Source organism: Fulverythrobacter fulvus (assembly GCF_037154085.1).
In the GTDB taxonomy this organism is placed as follows: domain Bacteria; phylum Pseudomonadota; class Alphaproteobacteria; order Sphingomonadales; family Sphingomonadaceae; genus Andeanibacterium; species Andeanibacterium fulvum.
Genome location: NZ_JBANRM010000002.1, coordinates 399,643 through 421,655, shown reverse-complemented (window position 1 = coordinate 421,655; position 22,013 = coordinate 399,643). Strand labels below are relative to the sequence as shown.

Annotated in this window: 27 protein-coding genes; 20 read left to right on the top strand and 7 right to left on the bottom strand. The window is 67.6% G+C overall.

Annotated elements, in window-relative coordinates; genetic code table 11:
* Window positions 1-191 precede the first annotated feature (191 nt).
* The 17 genes from WFP36_RS07845 to WFP36_RS07765 all read left to right on the top strand — a co-directional run bounded on the left by WFP36_RS07845 (window position 192) and on the right by WFP36_RS07765 (window position 13,303).
* On the top strand, window positions 192-1,343 hold the full coding sequence (locus WFP36_RS07845) for a phage portal protein (RefSeq protein WP_336979426.1): 1,152 nt from the start codon (window positions 192-194) through the stop codon (window positions 1,341-1,343).
* Window positions 1,340-1,648 (top strand): DUF6127 family protein, encoded by a 309-nt coding sequence (locus tag WFP36_RS07840; RefSeq protein ID WP_336979424.1) that lies wholly within the window; start codon window positions 1,340-1,342, stop codon window positions 1,646-1,648. Before WFP36_RS07845 ends, WFP36_RS07840 begins: the two co-directional genes overlap by 4 nt.
* Entirely contained in the window at window positions 1,645-2,142 is a 498-nt protein-coding gene (locus WFP36_RS07835; protein ID WP_419716619.1) for an HK97 family phage prohead protease, read from the top strand. Before WFP36_RS07840 ends, WFP36_RS07835 begins: the two co-directional genes overlap by 4 nt.
* Window positions 2,143-2,283: 141 nt before the next feature.
* On the top strand, window positions 2,284-3,417 hold the full coding sequence (locus tag WFP36_RS07830; protein ID WP_336979422.1) for a phage major capsid protein: 1,134 nt from the start codon (window positions 2,284-2,286) through the stop codon (window positions 3,415-3,417).
* A 144-nt stretch (window positions 3,418-3,561) separates the two neighbouring features.
* Complete coding sequence (locus tag WFP36_RS07825; protein ID WP_336979421.1) at window positions 3,562-4,110, top strand: head-tail connector protein; 549 nt, start codon at window positions 3,562-3,564, stop codon at window positions 4,108-4,110.
* Complete coding sequence (locus WFP36_RS07820; RefSeq protein ID WP_336979419.1) at window positions 4,107-4,274, top strand: hypothetical protein; 168 nt, start codon at window positions 4,107-4,109, stop codon at window positions 4,272-4,274. The genes WFP36_RS07825 and WFP36_RS07820 overlap by 4 nt, the downstream gene beginning before the upstream one ends.
* Before the next feature lie 3 nt (window positions 4,275-4,277).
* Window positions 4,278-4,664, top strand: coding sequence for a DUF3168 domain-containing protein (locus WFP36_RS07815; protein WP_336979417.1), 387 nt, complete (start codon window positions 4,278-4,280; stop codon window positions 4,662-4,664).
* A gap of 163 nt (window positions 4,665-4,827) precedes the next feature.
* Window positions 4,828-5,235 carry a phage major tail protein, TP901-1 family gene (locus tag WFP36_RS07810; protein ID WP_336979415.1) on the top strand — a complete coding sequence of 136 codons (408 nt, stop codon included), beginning with the start codon at window positions 4,828-4,830 and terminating at the stop codon, window positions 5,233-5,235.
* Window positions 5,232-5,546 (top strand): gene transfer agent family protein, encoded by a 315-nt coding sequence (locus WFP36_RS07805; protein WP_336979413.1) that lies wholly within the window; start codon window positions 5,232-5,234, stop codon window positions 5,544-5,546. The genes WFP36_RS07810 and WFP36_RS07805 overlap by 4 nt, the downstream gene beginning before the upstream one ends.
* A complete protein-coding gene (locus WFP36_RS07800) occupies window positions 5,543-5,740 on the top strand; it encodes a phage tail assembly chaperone (RefSeq protein WP_336979411.1) in 198 nt (65 codons plus the stop codon). The genes WFP36_RS07805 and WFP36_RS07800 overlap by 4 nt, the downstream gene beginning before the upstream one ends.
* Entirely contained in the window at window positions 5,733-6,296 is a 564-nt protein-coding gene (locus tag WFP36_RS07795) for a tail tape measure protein (protein ID WP_336979410.1), read from the top strand. The genes WFP36_RS07800 and WFP36_RS07795 overlap by 8 nt, the downstream gene beginning before the upstream one ends.
* 163 nt (window positions 6,297-6,459) lie before the next feature.
* Entirely contained in the window at window positions 6,460-8,790 is a 2,331-nt protein-coding gene (locus WFP36_RS07790; RefSeq protein ID WP_336979409.1) for a DUF2460 domain-containing protein, read from the top strand.
* Window positions 8,787-9,608 carry a DUF2163 domain-containing protein gene (locus WFP36_RS07785; protein WP_336979408.1) on the top strand — a complete coding sequence of 274 codons (822 nt, stop codon included), beginning with the start codon at window positions 8,787-8,789 and terminating at the stop codon, window positions 9,606-9,608. Before WFP36_RS07790 ends, WFP36_RS07785 begins: the two co-directional genes overlap by 4 nt.
* Entirely contained in the window at window positions 9,605-10,018 is a 414-nt protein-coding gene (locus WFP36_RS07780; protein ID WP_336979406.1) for an NlpC/P60 family protein, read from the top strand. Before WFP36_RS07785 ends, WFP36_RS07780 begins: the two co-directional genes overlap by 4 nt.
* 10 nt (window positions 10,019-10,028) lie before the next feature.
* On the top strand, window positions 10,029-12,212 hold the full coding sequence (locus tag WFP36_RS07775) for a GTA baseplate fiber-binding domain-containing protein (protein WP_336979404.1): 2,184 nt from the start codon (window positions 10,029-10,031) through the stop codon (window positions 12,210-12,212).
* Between the two features lie 17 nt (window positions 12,213-12,229).
* Entirely contained in the window at window positions 12,230-12,688 is a 459-nt protein-coding gene (locus WFP36_RS07770) for a DUF2793 domain-containing protein (RefSeq protein WP_336979403.1), read from the top strand.
* 63 nt (window positions 12,689-12,751) lie between these two features.
* Entirely contained in the window at window positions 12,752-13,303 is a 552-nt protein-coding gene (locus tag WFP36_RS07765; protein ID WP_336979402.1) for a superoxide dismutase family protein, read from the top strand.
* A 6-nt stretch (window positions 13,304-13,309) separates the two neighbouring features.
* Here the strand turns inward: WFP36_RS07765 and WFP36_RS07760 are convergent, their stop codons facing one another.
* The 7 genes from WFP36_RS07760 to WFP36_RS07730 form a co-directional block, all read right to left on the bottom strand.
* Window positions 13,310-14,860, bottom strand: a complete 1,551-nt coding sequence (locus WFP36_RS07760; protein WP_336979400.1) for an MFS transporter — start codon at window positions 14,858-14,860, stop codon at window positions 13,310-13,312.
* A 28-nt stretch (window positions 14,861-14,888) separates the two neighbouring features.
* Window positions 14,889-15,602, bottom strand: coding sequence for a 7-cyano-7-deazaguanine synthase QueC (gene queC / locus WFP36_RS07755; RefSeq protein WP_336979397.1), 714 nt, complete (start codon window positions 15,600-15,602; stop codon window positions 14,889-14,891).
* A gap of 54 nt (window positions 15,603-15,656) precedes the next feature.
* Entirely contained in the window at window positions 15,657-16,070 is a 414-nt protein-coding gene (locus WFP36_RS07750) for a hypothetical protein (protein WP_336979396.1), read from the bottom strand.
* A gap of 89 nt (window positions 16,071-16,159) precedes the next feature.
* Entirely contained in the window at window positions 16,160-17,068 is a 909-nt protein-coding gene (gene hslO / locus WFP36_RS07745) for an Hsp33 family molecular chaperone HslO (RefSeq protein WP_336979395.1), read from the bottom strand.
* Window positions 17,069-17,078: 10 nt separating this feature from the next.
* A complete protein-coding gene (argF, locus tag WFP36_RS07740; protein ID WP_336979392.1) occupies window positions 17,079-18,005 on the bottom strand; it encodes an ornithine carbamoyltransferase in 927 nt (308 codons plus the stop codon).
* 4 nt (window positions 18,006-18,009) lie between these two features.
* Window positions 18,010-19,206 (bottom strand): aspartate aminotransferase family protein, encoded by a 1,197-nt coding sequence (locus WFP36_RS07735; protein ID WP_336979391.1) that lies wholly within the window; start codon window positions 19,204-19,206, stop codon window positions 18,010-18,012.
* 143 nt (window positions 19,207-19,349) lie between these two features.
* Complete coding sequence (locus WFP36_RS07730; protein ID WP_336979389.1) at window positions 19,350-20,123, bottom strand: cold-shock protein; 774 nt, start codon at window positions 20,121-20,123, stop codon at window positions 19,350-19,352.
* Window positions 20,124-20,374: 251 nt separating this feature from the next.
* Here WFP36_RS07730 and WFP36_RS07725 point away from each other — a divergent pair, with 251 nt between their 5' ends.
* From WFP36_RS07725 to WFP36_RS07715, 3 genes are read left to right on the top strand one after another with little or no spacing between them, the layout of a single operon-like run.
* Window positions 20,375-21,181: a TerC family protein gene (locus WFP36_RS07725; RefSeq protein WP_336979387.1), complete on the top strand. Its 807-nt coding sequence runs from the start codon at window positions 20,375-20,377 to the stop codon at window positions 21,179-21,181.
* Complete coding sequence (locus WFP36_RS07720; protein ID WP_336979385.1) at window positions 21,178-21,615, top strand: protein tyrosine phosphatase family protein; 438 nt, start codon at window positions 21,178-21,180, stop codon at window positions 21,613-21,615. Before WFP36_RS07725 ends, WFP36_RS07720 begins: the two co-directional genes overlap by 4 nt.
* Complete coding sequence (locus WFP36_RS07715) at window positions 21,612-22,013, top strand: hypothetical protein (RefSeq protein ID WP_336979384.1); 402 nt, start codon at window positions 21,612-21,614, stop codon at window positions 22,011-22,013. Before WFP36_RS07720 ends, WFP36_RS07715 begins: the two co-directional genes overlap by 4 nt.

Below are 22,013 nucleotides of genomic sequence, written 5' to 3'. Positions count from 1 at the left end.
GATGTTCCGCCCAGCCTGCCCCAATCCCGGATCCTCCCCGTCGCGCGCAGCGCGATGGGGAGGTGGCAGCCGCGCCAGCGGCTGACGGAGGGGCCGGCACCCACGGCAATACCCCTCCACCGCGACACCTGTGGTGTCGCGGTCCCCCTCCCCCTCGCTTTGCGACGGGGAGGATCGAAAAAGGAAAACCCATGTCCTTCCTCACTTCTCTGGCCTCCGCCTTCAAGGGCGGGGGTTTTTCGCGTGCGCCCTTGTCGCGCTGTTATTCCGGCGGCTGGCCCGCCGCCTTCGATGCAGGCCCCCGCGCCTTCGATTATCGCGGGGCGGTTGGCCGCGCCTTTCTCGACAATCCCGTCGCCCAGCGGGCCGTGCGGCTGGTGGCCGAGGGGGTAGGCAACGTGCCGCTGGCTCCTACCGATCCCGCACTGCAAAAGCTCGTTACCGCCACCAGCGCAGGGCAGCCGCTGCTGGAAACGCTGGCGGCGCAATTGCTGCTGCATGGCAATGCCTTCCTCCAGATCGTGAAGGACGGGGCCGGGCGGCCGGTGGAGCTGTTCGCCCTGCGGCCCGAACGCATGGCGATGCTGCCCGATGCCAGTGGCTGGCCCGCCGCCTGGCTCTATCGCGTGGGCGAGAAGGAACTGGCCCTGCCGGTGGAGGATGAGGAAGGCTGGCCCGCCATCATCCATATCAAGGCCTTCCACCCCTCGGACGATCATTACGGCGCGGGCTGCCTTTCCGCCGCTGACGAGGCAGTCGCCACGCACAATGCCGCTGCCCGCTGGAACCGCGCCCTACTGGAAAACGCCGCCCGCCCATCGGGCGCGCTGGTGATGGAAGGGGGCGAGGCCGCGACGCTCAGCAGCGAGCAGTTCGAGCGGCTGAAGGCCGAGCTGGAAGGCGCCTTTGCCGGGATGGCCAATGCCGGGCGGCCGATGCTGCTGGAAGGCGGGCTGAAATGGCAGTCCCTCTCGCTCAGTCCGGCGGACATGGATTTCGCCGCGCTGAAGGCCGCCGCCGCGCGCGACATTGCCCTGGCCTTCGGCGTGCCGCCCATGCTGCTGGGCCTGCCGGGCGACAATACCTATGCCAATTATCGCGAGGCCAACCGCGCCCTGTGGCGGCTCACTCTGCTGCCGCTGGCGGGCAAGATCCTGTCTGCCATCGCCGAGGGACTGGCCTCGTGGTTCCCCGAGGCACGGCTGGCGGTGGACCCCGACCGCATCCCCGCCCTTGCCGAAGACCGCGAGCGGCTGTGGGCTCAGGTGAGCGCCGCCGCCTTCCTTTCCGATGACGAGAAGCGGGCCCTGCTGGGCCTCGACAACCAAGGAGCAAGCCAATGAACCGGCAAGACATGCTGGCCAGCCTGATCGCGCAGGGCGCGCAGGAAGGCAGCGACCTCACCACCTTGCGCGCGATCGTGGAGGAAGCCTCCGAACTGGGGGCGGACCGGGTGCTCGCCCGGCTCGGCCTCGCCGACGATGGCGCGCAGGGCGATATCGACGAATTGCGCGAGCTGCTGCAGGCCTGGCGCGACGCGAAGAAGAGCGCCTGGCGCGCGGCAGTCGCCTGGGCGGCGCGCGGGCTGCTGGCCATGCTGCTGGTGGGCTTTGCCTGGCGCTTCGGCCTGACGGAACTGCTGCGGTGAAGCGCCCTCCCCTCCCCGCTCATGGTGAGCCTGTCAAACCAGGCGCGGCGCGCGCCCTTCGACAGGCTCAGGACGAGCGGAGTTCAGGATTACGCTTCGCCGGCTATGCCGCGCTGTTCGGCATTGCCGATGGGGCAGGCGACGTGATCCGCCCCGGCGCCTTTGCCCGCACGCTGGCGGAGCGCGAGGCGAAACCGGGAGCGGGGCCCTTGCCGCTGTTCTGGCAGCACCGGCCGGACCAGCCCATCGGCGCCGTCACTCTCGCCGCCGAGGATGCCAAGGGCCTGCGGATCATCGCCCGGATCGACAATCCGCTGGGCCGCGCTGCCAGTGCCCTTGCCCGGCGCGAGGTGAGCGGCCTCTCCTTCGGCTACCGCGCGCGGGGCTGGCAGCCTTTGCCCAAGGGGCGCGTACTGGAGGAGATCGACCTGTTCGAGATCAGCCTTGTTACTCACCCCCTGCAACATGGGGCGCGGGTTCATATGATTGTGTGAACGATGTGAGTCCCTGCGAAGGCAGGGACCCAGAACCTGGGCTCCTGCCTGCGCAGGAGCGCACCAAGAGAACACTCCCAACTCCCCCAACCCCCTCCCCAACCGGAGGGGGTTTTCTTTTGCCCACCGAAAGGACCATCCATGGAAAACGAAACCGACACCACCATGCTCGAAACCAGCTTCGACCTCGCCGCCCGCGTGGACGAGGCTGAAAGTGCCATCGGCACCCTGCGCTCCGACGTGGACGAGGTGAAGGCCCGGCTCGACCGCGTCAGCCGCGCCGCCTCCCGCCCGGTGCTCGATGGCGCCCGCTCCGCCCCGGAAGTGAAAGGCTTCATCGACGGATATCTGCGCCGGGGTTCCGAAACGCAGGTGAAGTCCATCAGCGGCGCGGCGCCGGGCGATGGCGGCTATGCCGTCCCGCGCGAGATCGACGCCGCCATTGCCCGCCAGCTGCAGGACATCAGCCCGATCCGCGCCGTGGCCCAGGTAGTGCAGGTGGGCAGCGCGGGCTATCGCAAGCTCGTCACCACCGGGGGCACCTCCAGCGGCTGGGTGAGCGAAACCGCCGCCCGGCCGGAAACCGACACGCCCAGCTTCGCCGAAATCGCCCCGCCCTTCGGCGAGCTTTACGCCAATCCCGCCGCCAGCCAGGCTATGCTGGACGATGCTGCCTTCGATCTGGAAGGCTGGCTGGCGGGCGAGATCGCCATGGAATTCGCCCGGGCGGAAGGCGCGGCCTTCATTTCCGGCAGCGGCGTGGACCAGCCCAAGGGCTTCCTTGCCGCGCCCAAGTCGGAATCCGGAGATGCGACCCGCCCCTTCGGCACGCTGCAATTCGTGAAGAGCGGCGAGGCAGCGGATTTCTCCGAACTGGCCGAAGTGACGCTGATCGATCTGGTCCACAAGCTCAAGGCCGGGCACCGGCAGGGCGCGTGCTGGGTGATGAATTCCGCCACGCTCGCCAAGATCCGCAAGCTCAAGACCACGGACGGGGCCTTCCTGTGGCAGCCGGGGCTGGTGGAAGGCCAGCCGGACCGGCTGCTCGGCTATCCGGTGGTGGAAGCCGAGGACATGCCGGATGTGGCGGCAGGCAATTTCCCGATCGCCTTCGGCAATTTCAAGGCCGGCTATCTGATCGCGGAACGCAGCGCCACGCAGATCCTGCGCGATCCCTTCACCAACAAGCCCTTCGTCCACTTCTACGCCACCAAGCGCGTGGGCGGGCAGCTGCTGGATAGCGCGGCGATCAAACTGCTGAAGATCGCGGCGTAACCCAGTCGATCCTCCCCGCTGGGGGAGGGGGACCATCCGCAGGATGGTGGAGGGGGCGTGCCCGAAGGCGAACCCCCTCCGTCATCGCTGCGCGATGCCACCTCCCCCGAGGGGGAGGATCTTTTTCCAACATCGGGAGATTCCATGCGGACGATCCTTACCCCCGCCCCATTGCCGGAAGCGGCGCTGGGCGAACTCAAGGCGTGGCTGGCCATTACCTCCGCTGCGGAGGACCAGCTTCTCGCCGCCCTGCTGCGCGCCGCGCTCGACGCATTCGAGGGCTTAACGGGCCGCATTGCGCTGGCGGCGGAATGCGAGGAACTGCTGCCCGCCCGCCCCCTCTGCTGGCTGCGATTGTCCGCCGATCCGGTGCAGGCGATCACGGCAGTGGCAGCCCTCGCCCCGGATGGCACGCGCACGCCGCTGCCCGCCGATGCCTATGCGGTGGAGCTGGAGGCGGACGGCTCGGCGCGCTTCCGCCTGCTGCGGCAGGGCACTGCGAAACGCATTGCCTTTGCCCTCACCGCCGGGCTTGCCTCCGACTGGCCTGCCCTGCCCGAGGCGATCCGCCACGGTGCGATCCGGCTGGCCGCGCATCTCTATCGCGAACGCGATGGGGAAGCGGCACAGGCCAGCCCGCCCGCGGCGGTGGCGGCACTCTGGCGGCCATGGCGGCGAGTGCGGCTCGTATGATCCGGGCGAGCCTTTCCACCCGCACCCTCGTCTCAAGGCTGGCCGCGAAAGCCGCCACCCTTGCCACGACCGCCGCCGAAAACCGCCTGCGCGCCCGCCGCGCCGACCCTCTGCGCTGGCGCCTGCCGCGCCTGCTCTGGCCCCTCCTGTCGAAAGGCGACTGACCGATGGAAATCCTGTTACGCGCCGCGCTGCTCGACTGGCTGCGCGCCGATCCCGCGCTCGCCGCCGTCAATCTGGTGGCGGAAGAAGCGCCCCCGGCCGCCAGCCTGCCCTGGCTGGGCATCGCCGCCAGCGCCAGCACGGACTGGAGCGCCAAGGGCGTGGCGGGCCGCGAAATCCGCATCGCGCTGGAATTGCATTGCCGGGGCGGCGATCCCGCCACTGCCGGGGCGCTGGTTCGCGCGATTGGCGAGTGCGTGGAGGCCATCCCGCGCGGCCAACCTGGCTTTGCAATCATCACCACCCAGTTCCTGCGTGCCCGGGCCGAGCAGCGGGCGAGGAACACTCGCTCGGTGCTGCTGGAATATCGGTTCCGGGTTCTGGCCTCTTAACCGCGACCGCCCCGCGCATGCCCTTCGGCTGGCTGCTTGCAGCAGCCGCTCAGGACAGGCTTCGACAGGCTCAGCATGAGCGGGGGTTTTCCAAGCTCCAATATCCGCTCGTCCTGAGCCTGTCGAAGGACGCGCGCAACCGCCCCCCATCAGGAGACCCAGAATGACTGCCCAGAAAGGCTCCGCCTTCCTCCTCAAGATCGGCGACGGCGCCACCCCCGCCGCTTACCAGACCGTCGCCGGGCTGCGCACCACGCAGATGTCCATCAATGGCGACAGTGTCGTCATCACCCACAAGCAATCGGGCGGCTGGCGCGAGCTGCTTTCGGGCGCGGGCATCCGCTCCGTCTCGGTCAGCGCGGCGGGGATTTTCCTCGGCAGCGAGGCCGAGGCCGACCTGCGCAGCCATGCGCTGGCGGGCACGCTGGAGGACTATGAACTATCCTTCGAAGATGGCGAGCGCCTGCGCGGGCGCTTCCTGATCCAGCGGCTGGATTATGCCGGGGATTTCAATGGGGAGCGGAACTACACGCTCCAGCTTGAAAGCTCCGGCGCCGTGGTGCCGGCATGAGCCGCCCGGCAAACGCACTACGGGGCGAGGCGGCGATCGTGGTGCAGGGCCGCGCCCGCCTGCTGCGCCCCAGCTTTGCGGCGCTGGTCGCGGCGGAGGAGGAACTCGGCCCGCTCTTCGCACTGGTCGAACGGGCCGGGCGCGGCACCTTGCGGCTGGCGGAAATGGCCGCCCTGTTCTGGCACTGCCTGGCCGAGCCGGAAGGCCTGACGCGCGAGCAGATGGGCGAGGCCCTCCTCGCCATCGGCCTTGCCGAAGCGGCCAAGCCCCTGCGCGTGCTGCTCGGCCAGATCTTGCAGGGGCGCGAGTGAAAGACCGCTTCGCCCCCTCCGCCCTGCGCCTTTCCGGCCTCGTCCCGCGCCTGCTTGGCTGGAACCCGGACGCCTTCTGGGGCTCAACCCCCGCCGAACTCGCCGTGATCCTCGCGCCAGAAGCCGGAGGCGATCCCGCCCCGCTCTCCCGCGCCGACCTCAACCGATTGATGGAGCAAGATGGCCATGGATGACGAAATCGAGAGCCTGCTGGTGGATGTGCGCGCCAATACGCAGGGCTTCGCGCAGGATATCGAGGCGATGCGCTCCACTTTGGACGGCACACTGGTCGGCGGGTTCGAGCGGGCGGGCAGCGTGCTGGAAACAGGTCTTGCCTCCGCGATCCGCCGGGGTGGGCTGGGCTTCGACGATCTGAAGCGCGTGGCCCTGCGCACCATGGACGAGATTGCTGGGCAGGCAGTGCAAAGCGGGTTGGGTTCGATCCTCGGCACCGGAAGCGGCGGGGGCGGCGGGCTGGCCGGAAGCCTTGTCGGCGCCCTCTTCGGCCTGCCCGGCCGGGCCACCGGCGGCCCGGTCAGCCCCGGCAGCGCCTATGTAGTGGGGGAGCGCGGCCCGGAAATTTTCGTCCCCACCAGCGCGGGCCGGGTGGAGGCCCAGCCCGCCAGCGGCGCCCGCGACGTGCGCGTAGCGATCCGGCTCGCAACCCCGCGCGGGAGCGACACGCCCACAGCCCTGCGCCGCTCCACCCGCCAGCTGGCCAGCGCCGTGCGGCGGGCGGTGGAGGGGTGAAAGCTCCTCCCTGTCCTGCACAGCAGGATGGGGAGGTGGCGCGCGCCGCAGGCGCGTGACGGAGGGGTAATGGCGCAACGACCCCTCCACCACCGCCTTCGGCGGCGGTCCCCCTCCCCATTCACCCGAGGCGAACGGGGAGGATCTTTAGAAAGGACATCCCATGGCATTCTGGCTCGCCGCCCGGCGGAACGGGCAGCATTCCGACTGGGTCCAGCGCTTCGATCCGCGTTTCTGGACCGTCGATTTCCCTCGCCCGATGATGGCCAGCGTCACCACCACGGCACCCGATGCGCTGCGGGTGGAGGCCGAATTCTTCCGCGCCTCCGACCTTGCCGGGCTGATCTGGGACAGCGAGGACCGGATCGACCACCCGCTGCTCGCCTATGAGACGGACCGCGATTATTCGCGCACTACCTTGCGCTTCCGCTGGCGTTCCGGCGGTATCCAGCCACTCGACGCCACCAATGGCCCGACCCTGACCATCGAGGGGCGCGATACGGCAGGCGTGCCGCGCGCCTGGTATGTCCGCCTGTGGAACTATGCCAGCGGCACGCCGGAAGATGCGCTGGTGGAACTGCCCTTCTCCGCGCTCGACAGCGGGTGGAGCGTTTCGGAAGGGGCCGACCCGGTGAACCCGGCGGCCATCGACCGCATGTTCATTTCGCTCGCCCCGCCCGGCTATCTGCCCGGCGCGGATGACCTCCTGCCTGCCCGCGTCGATGGCTGGGCCGAAATGAGCGACATCGCCTGCGAGGGCCATCGCCCCATGCTGCGCATCGGCGATGTGCTGCTGCCCCCGCACGGCACCGGCATCGCGAGTGGCTATGACGATTGCTACAACCAGACCCCCGCCCGCGTGCTGCGCTCCATCCGCGGCCTCGGCTATCGCGGGCGGATCGTCCATTATCTGGGCATGAGCCATCTGTTCCGGCTGGTGCCCGATGGCGCGGCGCTGCTGGCCGATCCGGCAGGCACCCTGTCCGGTCCCGCCGCCACATGGCATGCGGATTTCTTCCACCTCTGCGCGGCGCAAGGCTATCAGGCCATCGCCTCGCTCTCCTACGAGATGCTGGCCGAGCACTGCCCGCCCGCCTGGCAACAGCGCGCCTTCGATGGCACGCCCGCCCGCACGGCATGGAGCCCGCCCTCCGCGCTGCTCTCCCCCGCCAATGAAGATGCGAATGGCTGGTTGCAGGCCGTCGCGGCGCAAGTGGCGGCGCTGCAGAAGGATGCGGACCTGCCGGTGCTCTTCCAGATCGGCGAACCGTGGTGGTGGGTCACGCCGGAAGGGCGCATCTGCCTGTATGATGGCGCGGCGAAAGCAGCGTTCGGCGGCGATCCGCCCGACATACCGGATATGCGCCTGCCGCTGAGCGCGGCGCAGACGGCTTTGCTCGACGAAGCGGGCGCACTGCTCGCCGCTTCCACCGCCGCGCTGGCCGATGCGGTGCGCGGGGCGGCAGGAGAGGCGGGGGCCGAAGTGCTGCTGCTGGCCTTCACCCCCACCATTCTCGATCCCGCCATGCCGGAACTCTACCGCGCCAATCTGCCCGCAGGCTGGGCCTTCCCCGCCTTCGACCGGTTGCAGGTGGAGGATTACGACTGGCTGACCGCCGGGGCCGATGCCCTGCGCCGCGCGGCCTATGCCACGCTGGACGAGCGGCTGACCTATCCGGCTGACCTCCAGGACTATCTCGCGGGCTTCGTCCCCTCGCCCGAGAACGCCGACACGCAATGGCGGCGGATCGACGCGGGCCTCTCGGAAGCCGCCGCGCGCGGCATTGCCCGCCGCTTCGTCTGGGCCCTGCCCCAGGTCGCGCGGGACGGCTTCACTCTGCTTGCCCCACCGGAAGGAGATGCCATGCAGGCCTTCGACAATGTCCATTACCCCCTGGCCCTCGGCCGCGATGCCGGGGTCAGCCCGGAATTTTCCACCAGCATCACTGTCACCGCATCGGGCCATGAACGCCGCGCGAGCCATTGGGCCGATGCACGGCTGCGCTTCGATGTCGGGCCGGGCATCCGTTCCGAAGAGGAACTCGGCACTCTGATCGCCTTCTTCCGCGCCCGGCGCGGCGCGGCGCGCGGTTTCCTGCTGGCCGATCCCTTCGATTACAGCTCCAACGCGATGAGCGGCACGCCCACCATGCTCGACCAGCAGCTCGGCACGGGGGATGGCGCCACGGCCAGCTTCCGGCTGGTGAAGCATTATGGCGGGGCAGGCGATCCCCAAATCCGCCCGATCACCCGGCCCCGGCCCGAAAGCATCACCGTCAGCATAAGCGGCATGCCCGCCACTGGCTGGACACTGGGCGAGAAGGGCCTGCTGACCTTCGATGCCGCCCCGCCCGCAGGCGCGGATATACGCGCGGGTTTCCTGTTCGACGTGCCGGTGCGCTTCGCGGAAGATCGGCTCGACGTGACCGGCGCCAGCTTCGCCGCCGGGGAAGCGCCCAGCGTGCCGCTGATCGAAGTGCGGGAAGCGGCATGAGCCGGGTGTTCTTCTCCAGCGAGCTGGAAGGCACCGCGCTGTACTGGCGGATCGAGCGGCGCGACGGCGTGGCGCTGGGCTTCACCGGCCATGATCGCGACCTGTGGTTCGACGGGTTGCTACACTGTGCCGCGCCGGGCATGCTGCCTTCCGCCATCCGCCGCAATGCCGGACTGGAGGCCGACAGCGCCGAGGTGGAAGGCGCCCTGTCGCACGATGCCATTTCCGCCGCCGATCTTGCCGCCGGGCGCTTCGACGGGGCGCGGATCGCCATGGGGGTCGTGGATTGGGAGACGCTGGAACGCTGCGTGCTCTATTCCGGCGAACTGGGCGCGATCGCGCAGGAGGCGGAAGGCTTCTCCGCCGATCTGCGTTCGGCCAAGGCCGCGCTGGACCTCGACCCGGTCCCGCGCACCAGCCCGACCTGCCGCGCGGCTTTCTGCGGGCCGGGCTGCACGCTCTCGCCTGCGCGCTTCACGCATGAGGGCGTGCTTGCCGCCTTCGATGCAGAGGCCAATTGCGCATATTTCACCGGCGGCCCCGCGCCGGAAGCCTTGGCGAGCGGCAGCCTGCGCTGGATCGACGGACCGCAGGCCGGGCTGGCGATGGAAGTGATCGAGGCAGCCGCGGATGGGCTGGTGCTGGACCTGGCCGTCGATCCCGCCACGCCCATCGGCACGCGCGCACTGCTGCGCGAAGGATGCGACCATACGCTCGCCACCTGCGCCGCGCGCTTCGGCAATGCGGCGAACTTCCAGGGCGAACCGTTCCTGCCGGGCATGGATCTGCTCGCGCGCTATCCGGTGGCGCCCCAATGAGCGGAGACGCAAGCGCCTTCGCCCGCGCCGCTGCCGGTCTGGCGGGCGCCCCCTTCCGCATGCACGGGCGCGATCCGGCCACCGGGCTGGACTGCGTGGGGCTGGTGCATGCCGCGCTGGCCGCCATCGGGAGAGAGACACCCGCGCCCTGCGGTTACGGTCTGCGCAATCGCGATATCGGCCCCGCTCTCGCCTTTGTGGCCCCGGCGGGCTTTGTCGAAACAACCGCCCCGCCGCTTCCCGGAGACCTGCTGCTCGTCCAGCCCGGCCCACTGCAACAGCATCTGCTGATCGTGGGCGAGGATGGCGCGGCGATCCACGCCCATGCCGGGCTGCGGCGCGTGGTCATCACGCCGCCGCCCTGCCCCTGGCCGATCCTGCGCCACTGGCGCCTCGCCCCTTCCGCCTGAGGAGCAATCCATGGCTACCCTGATCCTTTCCACTCTCGGCTCGATGGCCGGGCCGCTCGGCGGTGCACTGGGTGCGCTCGCGGGCCAGCAGCTTGACCGCGCGCTGATCGGCAGCCCCCGCCGGGAAGGCCCGCGCCTCAAGGAACTGGCCGTCACCACCTCCACTTATGGCGCGCCGATCCCGCGCCAGCATGGGCTGCTGCGCAGTGCCGGGACGATCATCTGGGCGACCGAGCTTGCCGAAAGCAGCGCAACAAGCGGCGGCAAGAGCGGCCCCGCCATCACCACCTATGCCTATTCCGCCTCCTTCGCAGTGGCGCTGTCCTGCCGCCCGATCCGGGAGATCGGGCGTATTTGGGCGGACGGGAACCTGCTGCGCGGCGCGGCGGGCGATCTCAAGGTGGGCGGGATAATGCGGCTCTATCGCGGATATGGCGACCAGCCGGTCGATCCGCTGATCGCCTCCGATATCGGCCCGGCCTGCCCGGCCTTCCGCCACATCGCCTATGTGGTGTTCGAGGATTTACAGCTCGCCGATTTCGGCAATCGCATCCCGGCCCTGACTTTCGAGATCGTGGCCGACGATGGCGAAGTGACATTGGCGCAGCTTCTCGAACCGCTGGACGAACCCTTTACCGGCCACCGCGATCTGGCGGGGCTACAGGGCTTCTCGCTGGAAGGCGGACGCATGGCGGAAATGCTGGCCGTGCTCGACACGGTCTGGCCGATGGCGCTCGATACCTCGGGTAGGGCACTGGCGATCCGCGCCGCCGATGGCCTGCCCGATACCCCGCCGCTTCTACCCCCGCCCGCCGCCGCTCCGGATGGCGAGGGTTTCGCCAGGGCAGGCGGCGTCCGCCACATGCGCGGCGGCGCCAGTGGGCCAGTGCCCGATGCGCTGCGCTATTACGATGCGCAGCGGGATTTCCTGCCCGGAATGCAGCGGGCCGAAGGACGCGCCCGGCCAGGCGAAGGAATGACCATCGATCTGCCCGGCACCCTGTCTGCCGCCGACGCCCGCGCTCTGGTGAATGCCGCCGCCCAGCGGCAGAGCTGGGGGCAGGAGAGCCTCGCCTGGCGGCTTGCCGATCTCGATCCGGCGCTGGCACCAGGCGTGGTGGTGCGGGCGCCCACCTTCCCCGGCCTCTGGCGGATCGAAGGCTGGGAATGGAGCGAGGAAGGCGTGACGCTGGAATTACGCCGCCTGCCGCGCGGCCCAGCCCGCCAGCCCCGCGCCGATCCGGGCAGCGCCCTACCCGCGCCTGACGTTGTCGCCACTGCGACCCTGCTCGAATGTTTCGAACTGCCCTGGGACGGAACCGGCACGGGGGACCGGCCCGCAATCCACGCCGCGCCGAGTTCCGCGGGCGCAGGCTGGCGCGGGGCGGCGCTGCATGCGGAGCGGGACGGCGTGCTCGCTCCGCTGGGTGGAACCGGCGCCCGGCGCTGCGTCATCGGCCATTCGGCAGGCCCCGTGCCGCCCTCGCCCGCCATGCTGCTGGAACGCGGCGCATCGATCGATGTCATGCTGGCTTCGGCCGATTTCGCGCTCACTTCTACCACGCCGGAGGCACTCGCGAACGGCGCGAACCGCGCCTTGCTGGGCGGGGAAGTGATCCAGTTCGCTGCGGCGACCGCATTGGGCGGCGGGACATGGCGGCTGGCGGGCCTGCTGCGTGGGCGCGGGGGGACGGAGGATGCGGCGCAGGCCGGGCATCCGGCGGGCACGGTTTTCGTGCTGCTCGACGGGACGGCCCGCCTGCTCGATCCGGTAAAGGTCGGGCCATCGCAGGGAACCTTGATCCTGGCACAGGGCCTTGCCGACGCCGAGCCGGTCAGTGCCCCCATCGCCAATCCGGGCCTCAGTCTGCGGCCCCTCGCTCCGGTCCATCCGCGCGTGCAGAGGCCGGGCGATGGCGGTCTGACGCTCGGCTGGACCCGCCGGGCGCGGGGAGCCTGGGGCTGGGCGGACGAAGTGGATGTGCCGCTTGCCGAACAGATGGAGGCCTATCGCGTCGGGCTTGGCCCAACCGACGCCCCGCTTGCGGCGTGGGACGTCTCCGCACCTGCCCTCACTCTCTCCGCCGGGACTCTGGCGCCGCTGCGTGCCGCCCATCCCGGCGCGCCCTTCTGGGTACGACAAGTGGGCAGTTTCGCCCAGTCGCACCCGCTTTTCCTCACGACCCTTTCCTGATCCCAAGGAGGCTCTCCATGCCCGATCCCATCAGCTTCACCTCTGCCAGCCCGCGCTTTGCCCTGCCCCTGCTGTTCGCCGGGCAGGCGCAGAAGGAATTTACCGTCAACGAAGCCCATGTGCTGATCGACGCCCTGCTGCACCCGGCCGTGGCGGGGGAGCGTTCCGCACCGCCCGGATCGCCCGATCCCGGCGAATGCTGGCTGGTCGGCGCAGGCCCTTCCGGCGCATGGGCGGGCCATGCGGGCGAGCTTGCCTGCTGGAGCGCGGGCGCGTGGATTTTCGTGCCCCCACGCGACGGCATGCACCTGCTCGACAGGTCGACCGGGCAGCTCAAGCTCTATCGCGGCGGCTGGCATGCGGCGGCCGCCCCCGCCCTGCCCACTGGCGGCGCCACGGTGGACATACAGGCGCGCACGGCCATTGCCGGGCTGATCGCGGCGCTTGGTGCGGCAGGAATCTTGCCCTTGCCCTGAAGTTTCGGAGCCATTGAAGGATTCTTGCGTTAGAGGAACTCAGGCACCGCAAGGAGTTACGCCATGACCACCCCTCGAATCATCGCCCCGATCGCCCTTCTGGCCGCTTTGGCCGCCTGCCAGTCCACCAGCGATTCGAAGCCCGCCAGCACGGCAAAGCCGCTCGCCCCGATGGGCATGGCCACGCTTCAGCTGGCCGACGGCACGGCTGCGGGCACGGCCCATCTCTTCGCCAGCGGTGACCAGATGTCAGTGCAGATTTCGCTGCAGGGCATCTCGCCGGGCATCCACGCAGTGCACCTGCACACCACCGGCACTTGCGAGGCGCCCGGCTTCACTTCGGCCGGCGGGCATCTCAACCCCGGCATGAAGCAGCACGGAATGCAGAACCCGCAGGGCTCCCATCTGGGCGACCTGCCCAATGCCACTATCGGCGCGGACGGCACCGGTTCGATCTCCGCCACTCTGCGCGGCACGAAGGATGAAGTGCTGGCCGATATCTACGACGCGGACGGCACGGCCATCGTCGTCCATGCCGGGCCGGACGACAATATGACCGATCCGGCGGGCAATGCCGGTGGCCGCATCGCCTGCGGCGTCGTCAAGGCGCACTGAGCCCGCTCAGGCGGCGAGCTTTTCCCCTGCTGCCCGGGCCCGCTCCATGATCGTGGCGGCGGCCCGGGGGGCAGTGCGGATGGCGATTGCCAGCGCGATCAGCCCGAAGGGGGCCGAGATCAGCGTGGACTTCACGCCGAGGGCGAGGTCCCCGGTCGCTTCCGAAACGAAGCCTGCCATGAAGGGCCCAAGGCCAAGCCCGCATAGGGTGGTACCGAGGAAGAATATCCCCGTCGCCGTTCCGCGCATACGCGGCAGCACCAGCGACTGGCTGGCCGCACCCGCCGCTCCAAGGGCCGAAGCAGTGACGAACTGCACCGCGAAGGCGAGAATGTAGAACAGGGTCGGGTTGCCGGTGCTATAGCCCACCAGCATGATCGGCACCGGCATGATCAGGGCTATCGCCAGCACCATGATCCGCCCGGCCGGGAAGCGCGCCTGCAGCATGTCGGCCAGCTTCCCGCCGAACACCACACCAAGGAAGCCGCCCAAGGCCGCCGGGGCGCCGATCAGCAGGCCGAGCGCGGCCTTGTCCACCTCGAACACCCGTTCCGCATAGGGCGCTGCCCAGTAGGACACAGTGTAGCCGACAAAGCAGTCAGCCCCATAGGCGATGACAATGCCCATGAAGGCGGGTGAGCCCCAGGTAAGCGCGAAGAGCGGGCGGTCCCGGTCATAGAGCGCACAGGCCCAGCTGAAGACGGCATAATAGCCAAGGCCGAGGAACAGGAACTGCGCCGGGCTGGCGGTAAGATGAGCAAGCAGCCAGAAAATTCCGCCAATGACACCCGCACCGGCAAGGTTGATCGCCAGTGCCTTCGGCCCGCGTCGGGTGGCGTCAATGAGCGTGAGCGGGGGGATCAGCTGGACGAGCTGTTCGAAGAACACTCGCCAGGGACGAGGATCGCCGGCTGTGGGCAGGCCGTCAATCGCCCCGCGCACCGGCTCGCGCAGGGTCAGCACCCAGAGGGCCAGAACCACGCCCGGCAGGCCCACGCCAATAAAGGCGGCCTGCCAGCCGACCAGCCCCAGCGGGCCGCCTTGCGGATAGGCGCCGTTCCACGCCTCCACGATTGCCCCGCCAATCAGCAGGGAGAGCCCGCTGCCGATGAACAGGCCTGCAGAATAGATGCCCAGCGCCGTGCCGCGCATCCGGGCGGGAAACCAGTCAGCGATCAGCGAATAGGCGCAAGGAGTGGCCGTCGCCTCGCCCACGCCCACGCCGATGCGCGCCAGGGCCAGCGTGGCGCCATTGCGCGCGAAGCCGGAAAGGGTGGTCATTACGGACCAGAGCGTAAGGCCAAGGCTCAGCAACCGAACCCGGTGCCACCCATCCGCGAGCCGCCCCAGTGGAACGCCGAACAGGGCATAGAAGATCGCGAAGGCAGTGCCGTAGAGAAAGCCCAGATCGGCATCGGACAGGCCCAGATCGGCCTTGATGTCGTTCGCCAGGATGGAGAGAATCTGCCGATCGATGAAATTCAGCATATAGACCAGCACCAGCACGCCCAGGGCATACCACCCATAGGTGCCGGCCGGTTTTTCCGCCTCGGTCATCCTGCTCTCCTCCCCCGTGAGTTCTGTTCTATACCGGCGGGGCGCCGGGCGCGTATTCCGTGTCATCCGTCAGTCCGGCATCGGCAAAGCCCTTGCGGCGCAGACGGCAACTGTCGCACGCCCCGCAAGCCTGGCCATCCGGGGTGGGATCATAGCAGGACCAGCTCATCGCCGGATCGAGCCCCAGCCTTATGCACTCGCGCGCGATATCGGCCTTGCCCATGAATTGCAGCGGTGCCTGGACCGTGAAGGGATCGCCTTCCACGCCCGCCTTGGTGCCCAGCCGGGCGGTTTCGGTGAAGCTGGCGATGAATTCCGGGCGGCAATCGGGATAGCCGGAATAATCGAGCGCATTGACGCCGATGAACAGGTCCCGCGCGCCGCTGGCTTCCGCCATGGCGAGAGTGAGCGAGAGGAACACGAGATTGCGCGCCGGCACATAGGTGACGGGGATTTCCTCGCCCACGCCATCCTTGGGCACGGCGATCTTGTCGCTGGTCAGCGCCGAGCCGCCAAAGCGGCTGAGATCGAGCGGCAGCACGACGTGGCGGCGCACTTCCAGATGGCGGGCAATGCGGCTGGCCGCCTCGATCTCGCGCCGGTGGCGCTGGTTATAGTCGATGGTCAGCGCATAGAGCGTATAGCCGGCCTCCCGAGCGAGGCCGGCGGAGACCATGGAATCGAGCCCGCCCGAAAGCAGAACGACCGCGGATTTGCCTGAAACTTTGGAAAGAGCGCCCATGCGCCGGGGCTAGCCCGGCTGTATCGCAGTGGCAAGAAAAGCCTCTGCTCCGGCTCAGCAGCCACCCACATGGCGCGCTTCCGCGCTGAAGTTGAACGGCGATTTGCCCTCCACACCCTGAGTGCTGATCTGCACCAGCTGCGGGCTTTCCTTGCGGATGGTGGTCTGGCCATAGCCATTGCCGGGACAAGAATAATGCACCGTCACTTCGCTTGCCCCGTCATTCACTACGAAGCGGCTGCAGCCTGGCTGCTTGTGGCGAAGCTGGATGAAATCGCGCCCGCTGCGGACGCAGATGCGCTTGCGCGCCTCCTCGCCGCGGATGCGCAGTTCCCACGAGCCGCTGCGCAGCCCGTCCAGCATGGCAAGCTCCGGCCCCTGTGCGGCGACCGGCGCAACCACCATTCCCAGCAGGATACCGGCAATCGCCGCCATCGGGCGGACGCCTGCCACATTTCCCCAACGCATCAGATGAAAACTCCGCCCCCGCATTGTCGCGTGCCTTGTAACACGACGAAGCTGAACGGCAAATTGCACTTTATGAGCGACGAACCGTGCTACAATTCAATATTGAACAGTCTGGAACAGAATGCGCAATCGACCACGATCTTGCCATCCTCATTGCGCATTTCGGCACGCTCGGCCTCGGGAAAGCGCGAAAGGACGCTCTCATAATGCGCCACCGTGCAGCGGCAACCGCGCGAAAGGCGGGCTCCCTTTTCCACGCGCACTTCGCGTTCCTCGTGGAACAGCCGCCAGACCAGCGCCTCCAGCGAGAGCGAAGGATCGGTCAGCTCGTCATGCCGCGTGCTGCCGGCGATCACTGCGACATGCTCCCATTCGGGATGATCGAGTTGCACGTGCAGTCGCTCGCGCCCTTCTTCGCCTTCGGGCAAGTGCTGCACCAACAGCCCGCCCGCGACGCAGCTTTCGCCATTCGTGCGAACCGCCGCGCGAATCAGGGTCGGCACCTGTTCGGACTGGGCGAAGTAGCTTTCGCAGGCCTGTGCGAGCGATCCGCCTTCCAGCGGAACGATGCCCTGATAACGCTGCCCGGTAGCGGCAAGATCGAAGGTAATCGCCAGATAGCCCTCGCCGAACAGCGCACCGAGCGAAGGATTCGAACCAAGCGCCGCAACACCCGCTTCATCGAACTGGGCATAGCCGCGCAATTCGCCGCCGCGATAATCGCATACCAGCAGCGAAACGATCCCGCCCTGGGCCTGCGCCTGCATCGTGATCTGGCTGCCATCTTCCTTGAGCAGCGAGCCCAGCAGCGCCGCCAATACCAGGGCTTCGGCCAGCAGGCACTTGATCGCAGGAGGATAGGAATGGGCCGAGAGGATTTCTTCCACCACCGGGCCAAGGCGCACTACCCGGCCGCGAGCATCGCGGTCGGGCAGTGTGAAGGCCAGCAGCCGGTCGAAACCGGTTTCGTCTTCGAGAATCGGGATCACGTCAGTCAAGGATGTGCCTTCAGAGCTTTCCGAATGCCCAGAGCAGCACGGACTTCTGCCCGTGAATACGATTCTCGGCTTCATCGAACACCACCGACTGGGCGCTTTCGAATACGCCTTCGCTCACTTCCTCACCCACATGGGCAGGCAGGCAGTGCAGGAAGATCGCATCGGCAGCCGCACGAGCCATCAGCGCTTCGTTCACCTGGAACGGAGCCATGGCGGCCAGCTTTTCCTCGGCATGGGCCTGCCCCATCGACACCCAGGTATCGGTGACGACGACATCGGCGCCCGCCGCTACTTCGGCCGGATCGTTGGTGAGCGTGACCACCGCCCCGCCCGCACGCGCCATCTCGACGAATTCGGGATCGGGTTCATAGCCGGCGGGCGTGCCCACGCGGACGTTGAACTTCATCAGCCCTGCCGCCTCGAGGATCGAATGGAGCACATTGTTCCCGTCGCCCAGCCAGGCAACTTCGAGGCCGGGCAGCGGCTTGCCGTGTTCCACCACGGTGAGCAGGTCGGCAACGATCTGGCAGGGATGCGAACGGTCGGTCAGGCCGTTGATCACCGGCACGCTGGCATGGCGCGCCAGTTCGTCGATCTTGGCGTGATCGTCGGTGCGGATCATGATCGCATCGCACATGCGGCTGAGCACGCGCGCCGTATCGGCCAGCGATTCGCCACGCCCGAGCTGGGTAGTGCCCGCATCGAGGATCAGCGCACTGCCGCCCAGCTGGCGCATGGCGATGTCGAAGCTCACCCGCGTACGGGTGGAATTCTTCTCGAAGATCATCGCCAGCACATGGCCCGCCAAAGGAGCATCAGCATCGGACGCCCCCTTGGGCAGGGCCGCACGCGCGGCCTTGCGCTCCATCGCGTCATTGATCATCGCCGCGATCGCGTCGCCTCCCGCATCGGAGAGGTCGAGGAAATGCCGGATCATCGGATCAGTCATCGCTAAGCGGCGCGTAACTCCGCGCCCCCTCGCTCAGCCGTTCCATGCATTCGGCGATGTGGCTTTCGTCGATCACCAGCGGCGGCAGGACGCGGAACACGTTCTCGCCCGCCGCAACGGTGAGGAGTCCGTGATTGTCGCGCAGATGCGCCACGAAATCGCGCGAAACGGCCGGTTCCTTCAGTTTGATACCCAGCATCAGGCCCTTGCCGCGGATTTCCTCGAACAGGTGATCGTGATTGGGCATCAGCTGCTCGAACGCCGCGCGCATGCGCTCGCCCATGGCGGTGACGTGGTCGAAGAAGCCGGGTTCCAGCATGACATCGAGGATCGCCATGCCCGCTGCCATGGCGAGCGGATTGCCGCCATAGGTGGAGCCATGCGTGCCGAACACCATGCCCTTGGCCGCTTCAGCAGTGGCGAGACAGGCGCCGAGCGGGAAGCCGCCGCCAATGCCCTTTGCCGCCGTCATGATATCCGGCGTGATGCCATAATGTTCATGGGCGAAGAACTTGCCGGTCCGGCCATAGCCGCACTGGATCTCGTCGAGGATCAGCAGCATGCCGCGCTCGTCGCATGCCTTGCGCAGACCCTGGATGAATTCCGGCGTGCCCGCCGTCATCCCGCCTTCGCCCTGCACCGTTTCCACCATGAAGCCGGCCGTATCGTCATCGACCAGTGCCAGCGCGGCTTCCAGATCGTTGAACGGGGCATAGGCGAAGCCCGGCACGAGCGGTTCGAAACCGTCGCGCATCTTGGGCTGATTAGTGGCCGAGATCGCACCCATCGTCCGCCCGTGGAAGGCGTTGTTGAAAGTGATGATCTTGGTCCGGTTCGGCTGGCCGTTGACGTAGAAATAGCGGCGCGCGGTCTTGATCGCGCATTCGATCGCCTCGGCGCCGGAATTGGTGAAGAACACCGTATCGGCAAAGCAATTGTCGACAATGCGCTGCGCCAGCGCTTCACCCTGCGGCGAACCGTAGAGATTGCTGACATGCATCAGCGTGGCGGCCTGTTCCTGGATCGCCTTGGTCAGGTGGGGATGACCGTGACCAAGCGCGTTCACCGCAATCCCGGCCGCAAAGTCCAGATATCGTTCGCCGCGCTCCCCGATCAGGTAGCAACCCTCGCCGCGCACCGGGCGGACGTCGCACCGGGGGTAGACGGGCATGAGCGGAGTGATCGACATCGTGGAACTCCCTTGGACTGTTGAGGTGGTATTATCCGTAAGGTTTATTGGAACGACAAATGGCGGCCCCGGAGGGCCGCCATTCGCTACCGTTTAGGCTTTTGCGGAAGCCCGGTCAAACCACCGGGCGAAACGCGGGCTGGTCAGCCCTGAACGGGCACAAGGTTGACCGCCGAGTACTTGCCTCGTCGATCGACTTCGAGTTCGAATTCCAGCTTGTCGCCTTCGTTGAGCTGGGACAGGCCGGACCGTTCCACTGCGCTGATATGCACGAATGCATCGGGTTCGCCATCGTCGCGCGTGATGAAGCCGAAGCCCTTCATGGAATTGAAGAACTTCACCGTGCCGGTGGCCTTCTCGCCAGTGCGCTGACGCTGCGGCGCAGCCGGAGCGCGCTGCTCGACCGGGATCACATCACCAACGACCTGAAGATCGGCTGCGGAAATCTTGCCGCCGCGATCGACGAGGTTGAAGGCCAGTTCCTGACCTTCAGCGAGACCTTCAAGGCCTGCGCGCTCGACCTGGCTGATATGGACGAACACGTCCTCTCCGCCGCCTTCCTGCTGGATAAAGCCGAAGCCCTTGCCAGCATTGAAGAACTTCACGGTGCCCTTGCCGGCACCGACGACCTGGGCAGGCATACCGCCACCGCCGCCGCCGCCACGAGGGCCGCCGAAACCACCACCGCCACCGCCACGGGGACCGCCGAAGCCGCCGCCACCGCCGCCGCGCGGACCGCCACCACCGAAGCGATCGCCGCCGCCAAAGCGGTCACCACCGCCGAAGCGATCGCCACCACCGAAACGATCGGAATCACCGAACCGCGGACCGCCATCCATGAAGGGATCAAAGCCGTCTTCGCCGATGCCATCCCTTTTGTCGCGTCCCCGGCCGCGACGACCTCTGTCAAAACCCATGAAACCTAACGTACCTTCACTTCGTCACATACGTTTCGCGGATGCGAGACACCCGGCCGCGCGGACGAAACGCGCCGGATGCGAGGGCGGACACCCCTCTCCCGCCCTACAAACATCCACCACGTATAACGCAGATTCGTTTTCGGTGCGAACGATTTAAGCGATTCCTTCTTGACTGCGATATTACGGCCTCTTGCAGCGCTTCGGCGCGCTTGCCAGCCGCCCCGCGCTTCGGCACAAGGCGCCGCATTATGGATATCATCGCGCTGTTTTCCGACCCCGCCGCCTGGGCCGCACTGGTCACACTTGTCGTGCTCGAAGTCGTGCTGGGCATCGACAATCTCGTCTTCATTGCGATCCTGTCCAACAAATTGCCCGAGCATCAGCAGGCCAAGGCCCGCCGAATCGGCCTGATGCTGGCATTGGTCATGCGCATCGCGCTGCTGATGCTGATCGGCTGGATCGTGACGCTGCAGACCCCGCTGTTCGATCTCGGCATCACCGGCGCACCGGGCGAACATGGCGAACCGAGTTTCGAGACGGCTTTTTCAGGCCGCGACCTGATCCTGCTGGCGGGCGGCCTGTTCCTGCTGTGGAAGGCCACCAAGGAAATCCATCATAATATGGACCCCGAGGGGGAGAGCGGCGAACTGCTGGACCAGGACAAGGGCATTGCCCAGATCGCCTTCGGCTCCGCTATCGCCCAGATCATCGCGCTGGACCTGGTCTTTTCCATCGATTCGATCCTTACGGCCGTTGGCATGACGGATCATGTGCCGATCATGGTCGCCGCCGTGGTGATCACTGTGGGCCTGATGCTGGTCGCCGCCAATCCGCTGGCCGGCTTCATCGAGAAGAACCCCACCCTGGTGATGCTCGCCCTCGCCTTCCTCGTGATGATCGGCCTCGTGCTGATTGCGGATGGCTTCGGCTTCCATGTGCCCAAGGGCTATGTCTATGCCGCCATGGGCTTCTCGGTGGGCGTCGAGATGCTCAACATGGTGAAGCGCAACCGCCGCGCCAAAACGCACGCGGCCGCGGGGGAGAAAACGGCATGAGCGATTTCCGCAAGCTGGGCGAGGGCATCTATGCCAGCCCGCAAATCGGCTTGGCCGACATTGCCCAGGCCGCGCAGCTGGGCGTCACGCTGGTGATCAACAACCGCCCGGAAGGCGAGTCCGACGAACAGACCCCCGGCGCCGAGATCGAGGCAGCCGCTCACGCGGCGGGCATGGACTACATCGCCATTCCGGTAACGATGCAAAGCCTCTCGCAGGACGATGTTTCCTCCATGGCCCAGGCGCTCGGCGAAGCCCATGGTCCAGTGCTGGCCTATTGTCGCAGCGGCACGCGCTCCACCCTGTTGTGGTCGCTGGCCGAAGCCATGCGCGGGCGCGAACCTGCCGAGATCGCCGATGCGGCAGCCGCTGCCGGCTATGACGTCGCGCCCGTGCGTGCCGCGATGGACGCGATTTACTCCGCGCGGGGATGAGCGGGCAGTTGCTCGTCTTTGCGGGCTCGCTCGTCGGGGTCGCTTTTCTTGTTCTCGTTTCCTGGTGGCTCGGCCTTGGAAGAGGCGCGCGCATAGCGGGCGAAGCCGAAGCGCGCGAACTGGCGGATAATGCGCTTTGCGGCTTCAGCGCCGAACATGTGACGTTGGCCAAAGACGGCCGCGGGGCACTGCTGGCCGATTCCCGAAATCGTATCATGGTGCTGGTTCCGCATGGCGCCCTGTTCGTCGCCCGGCTGCTGGACGAAACCGCCCGCGCCCTGCGCACGGGAACGCAGTTGACGGTGACAGGCTCCGACCCCACTTTCCCGGCAATGACACTCGATCTCGGCTACGAGGCCGAGGCGTGGGAAAGGCGCATAAACGCGCCGGAGGGCTGA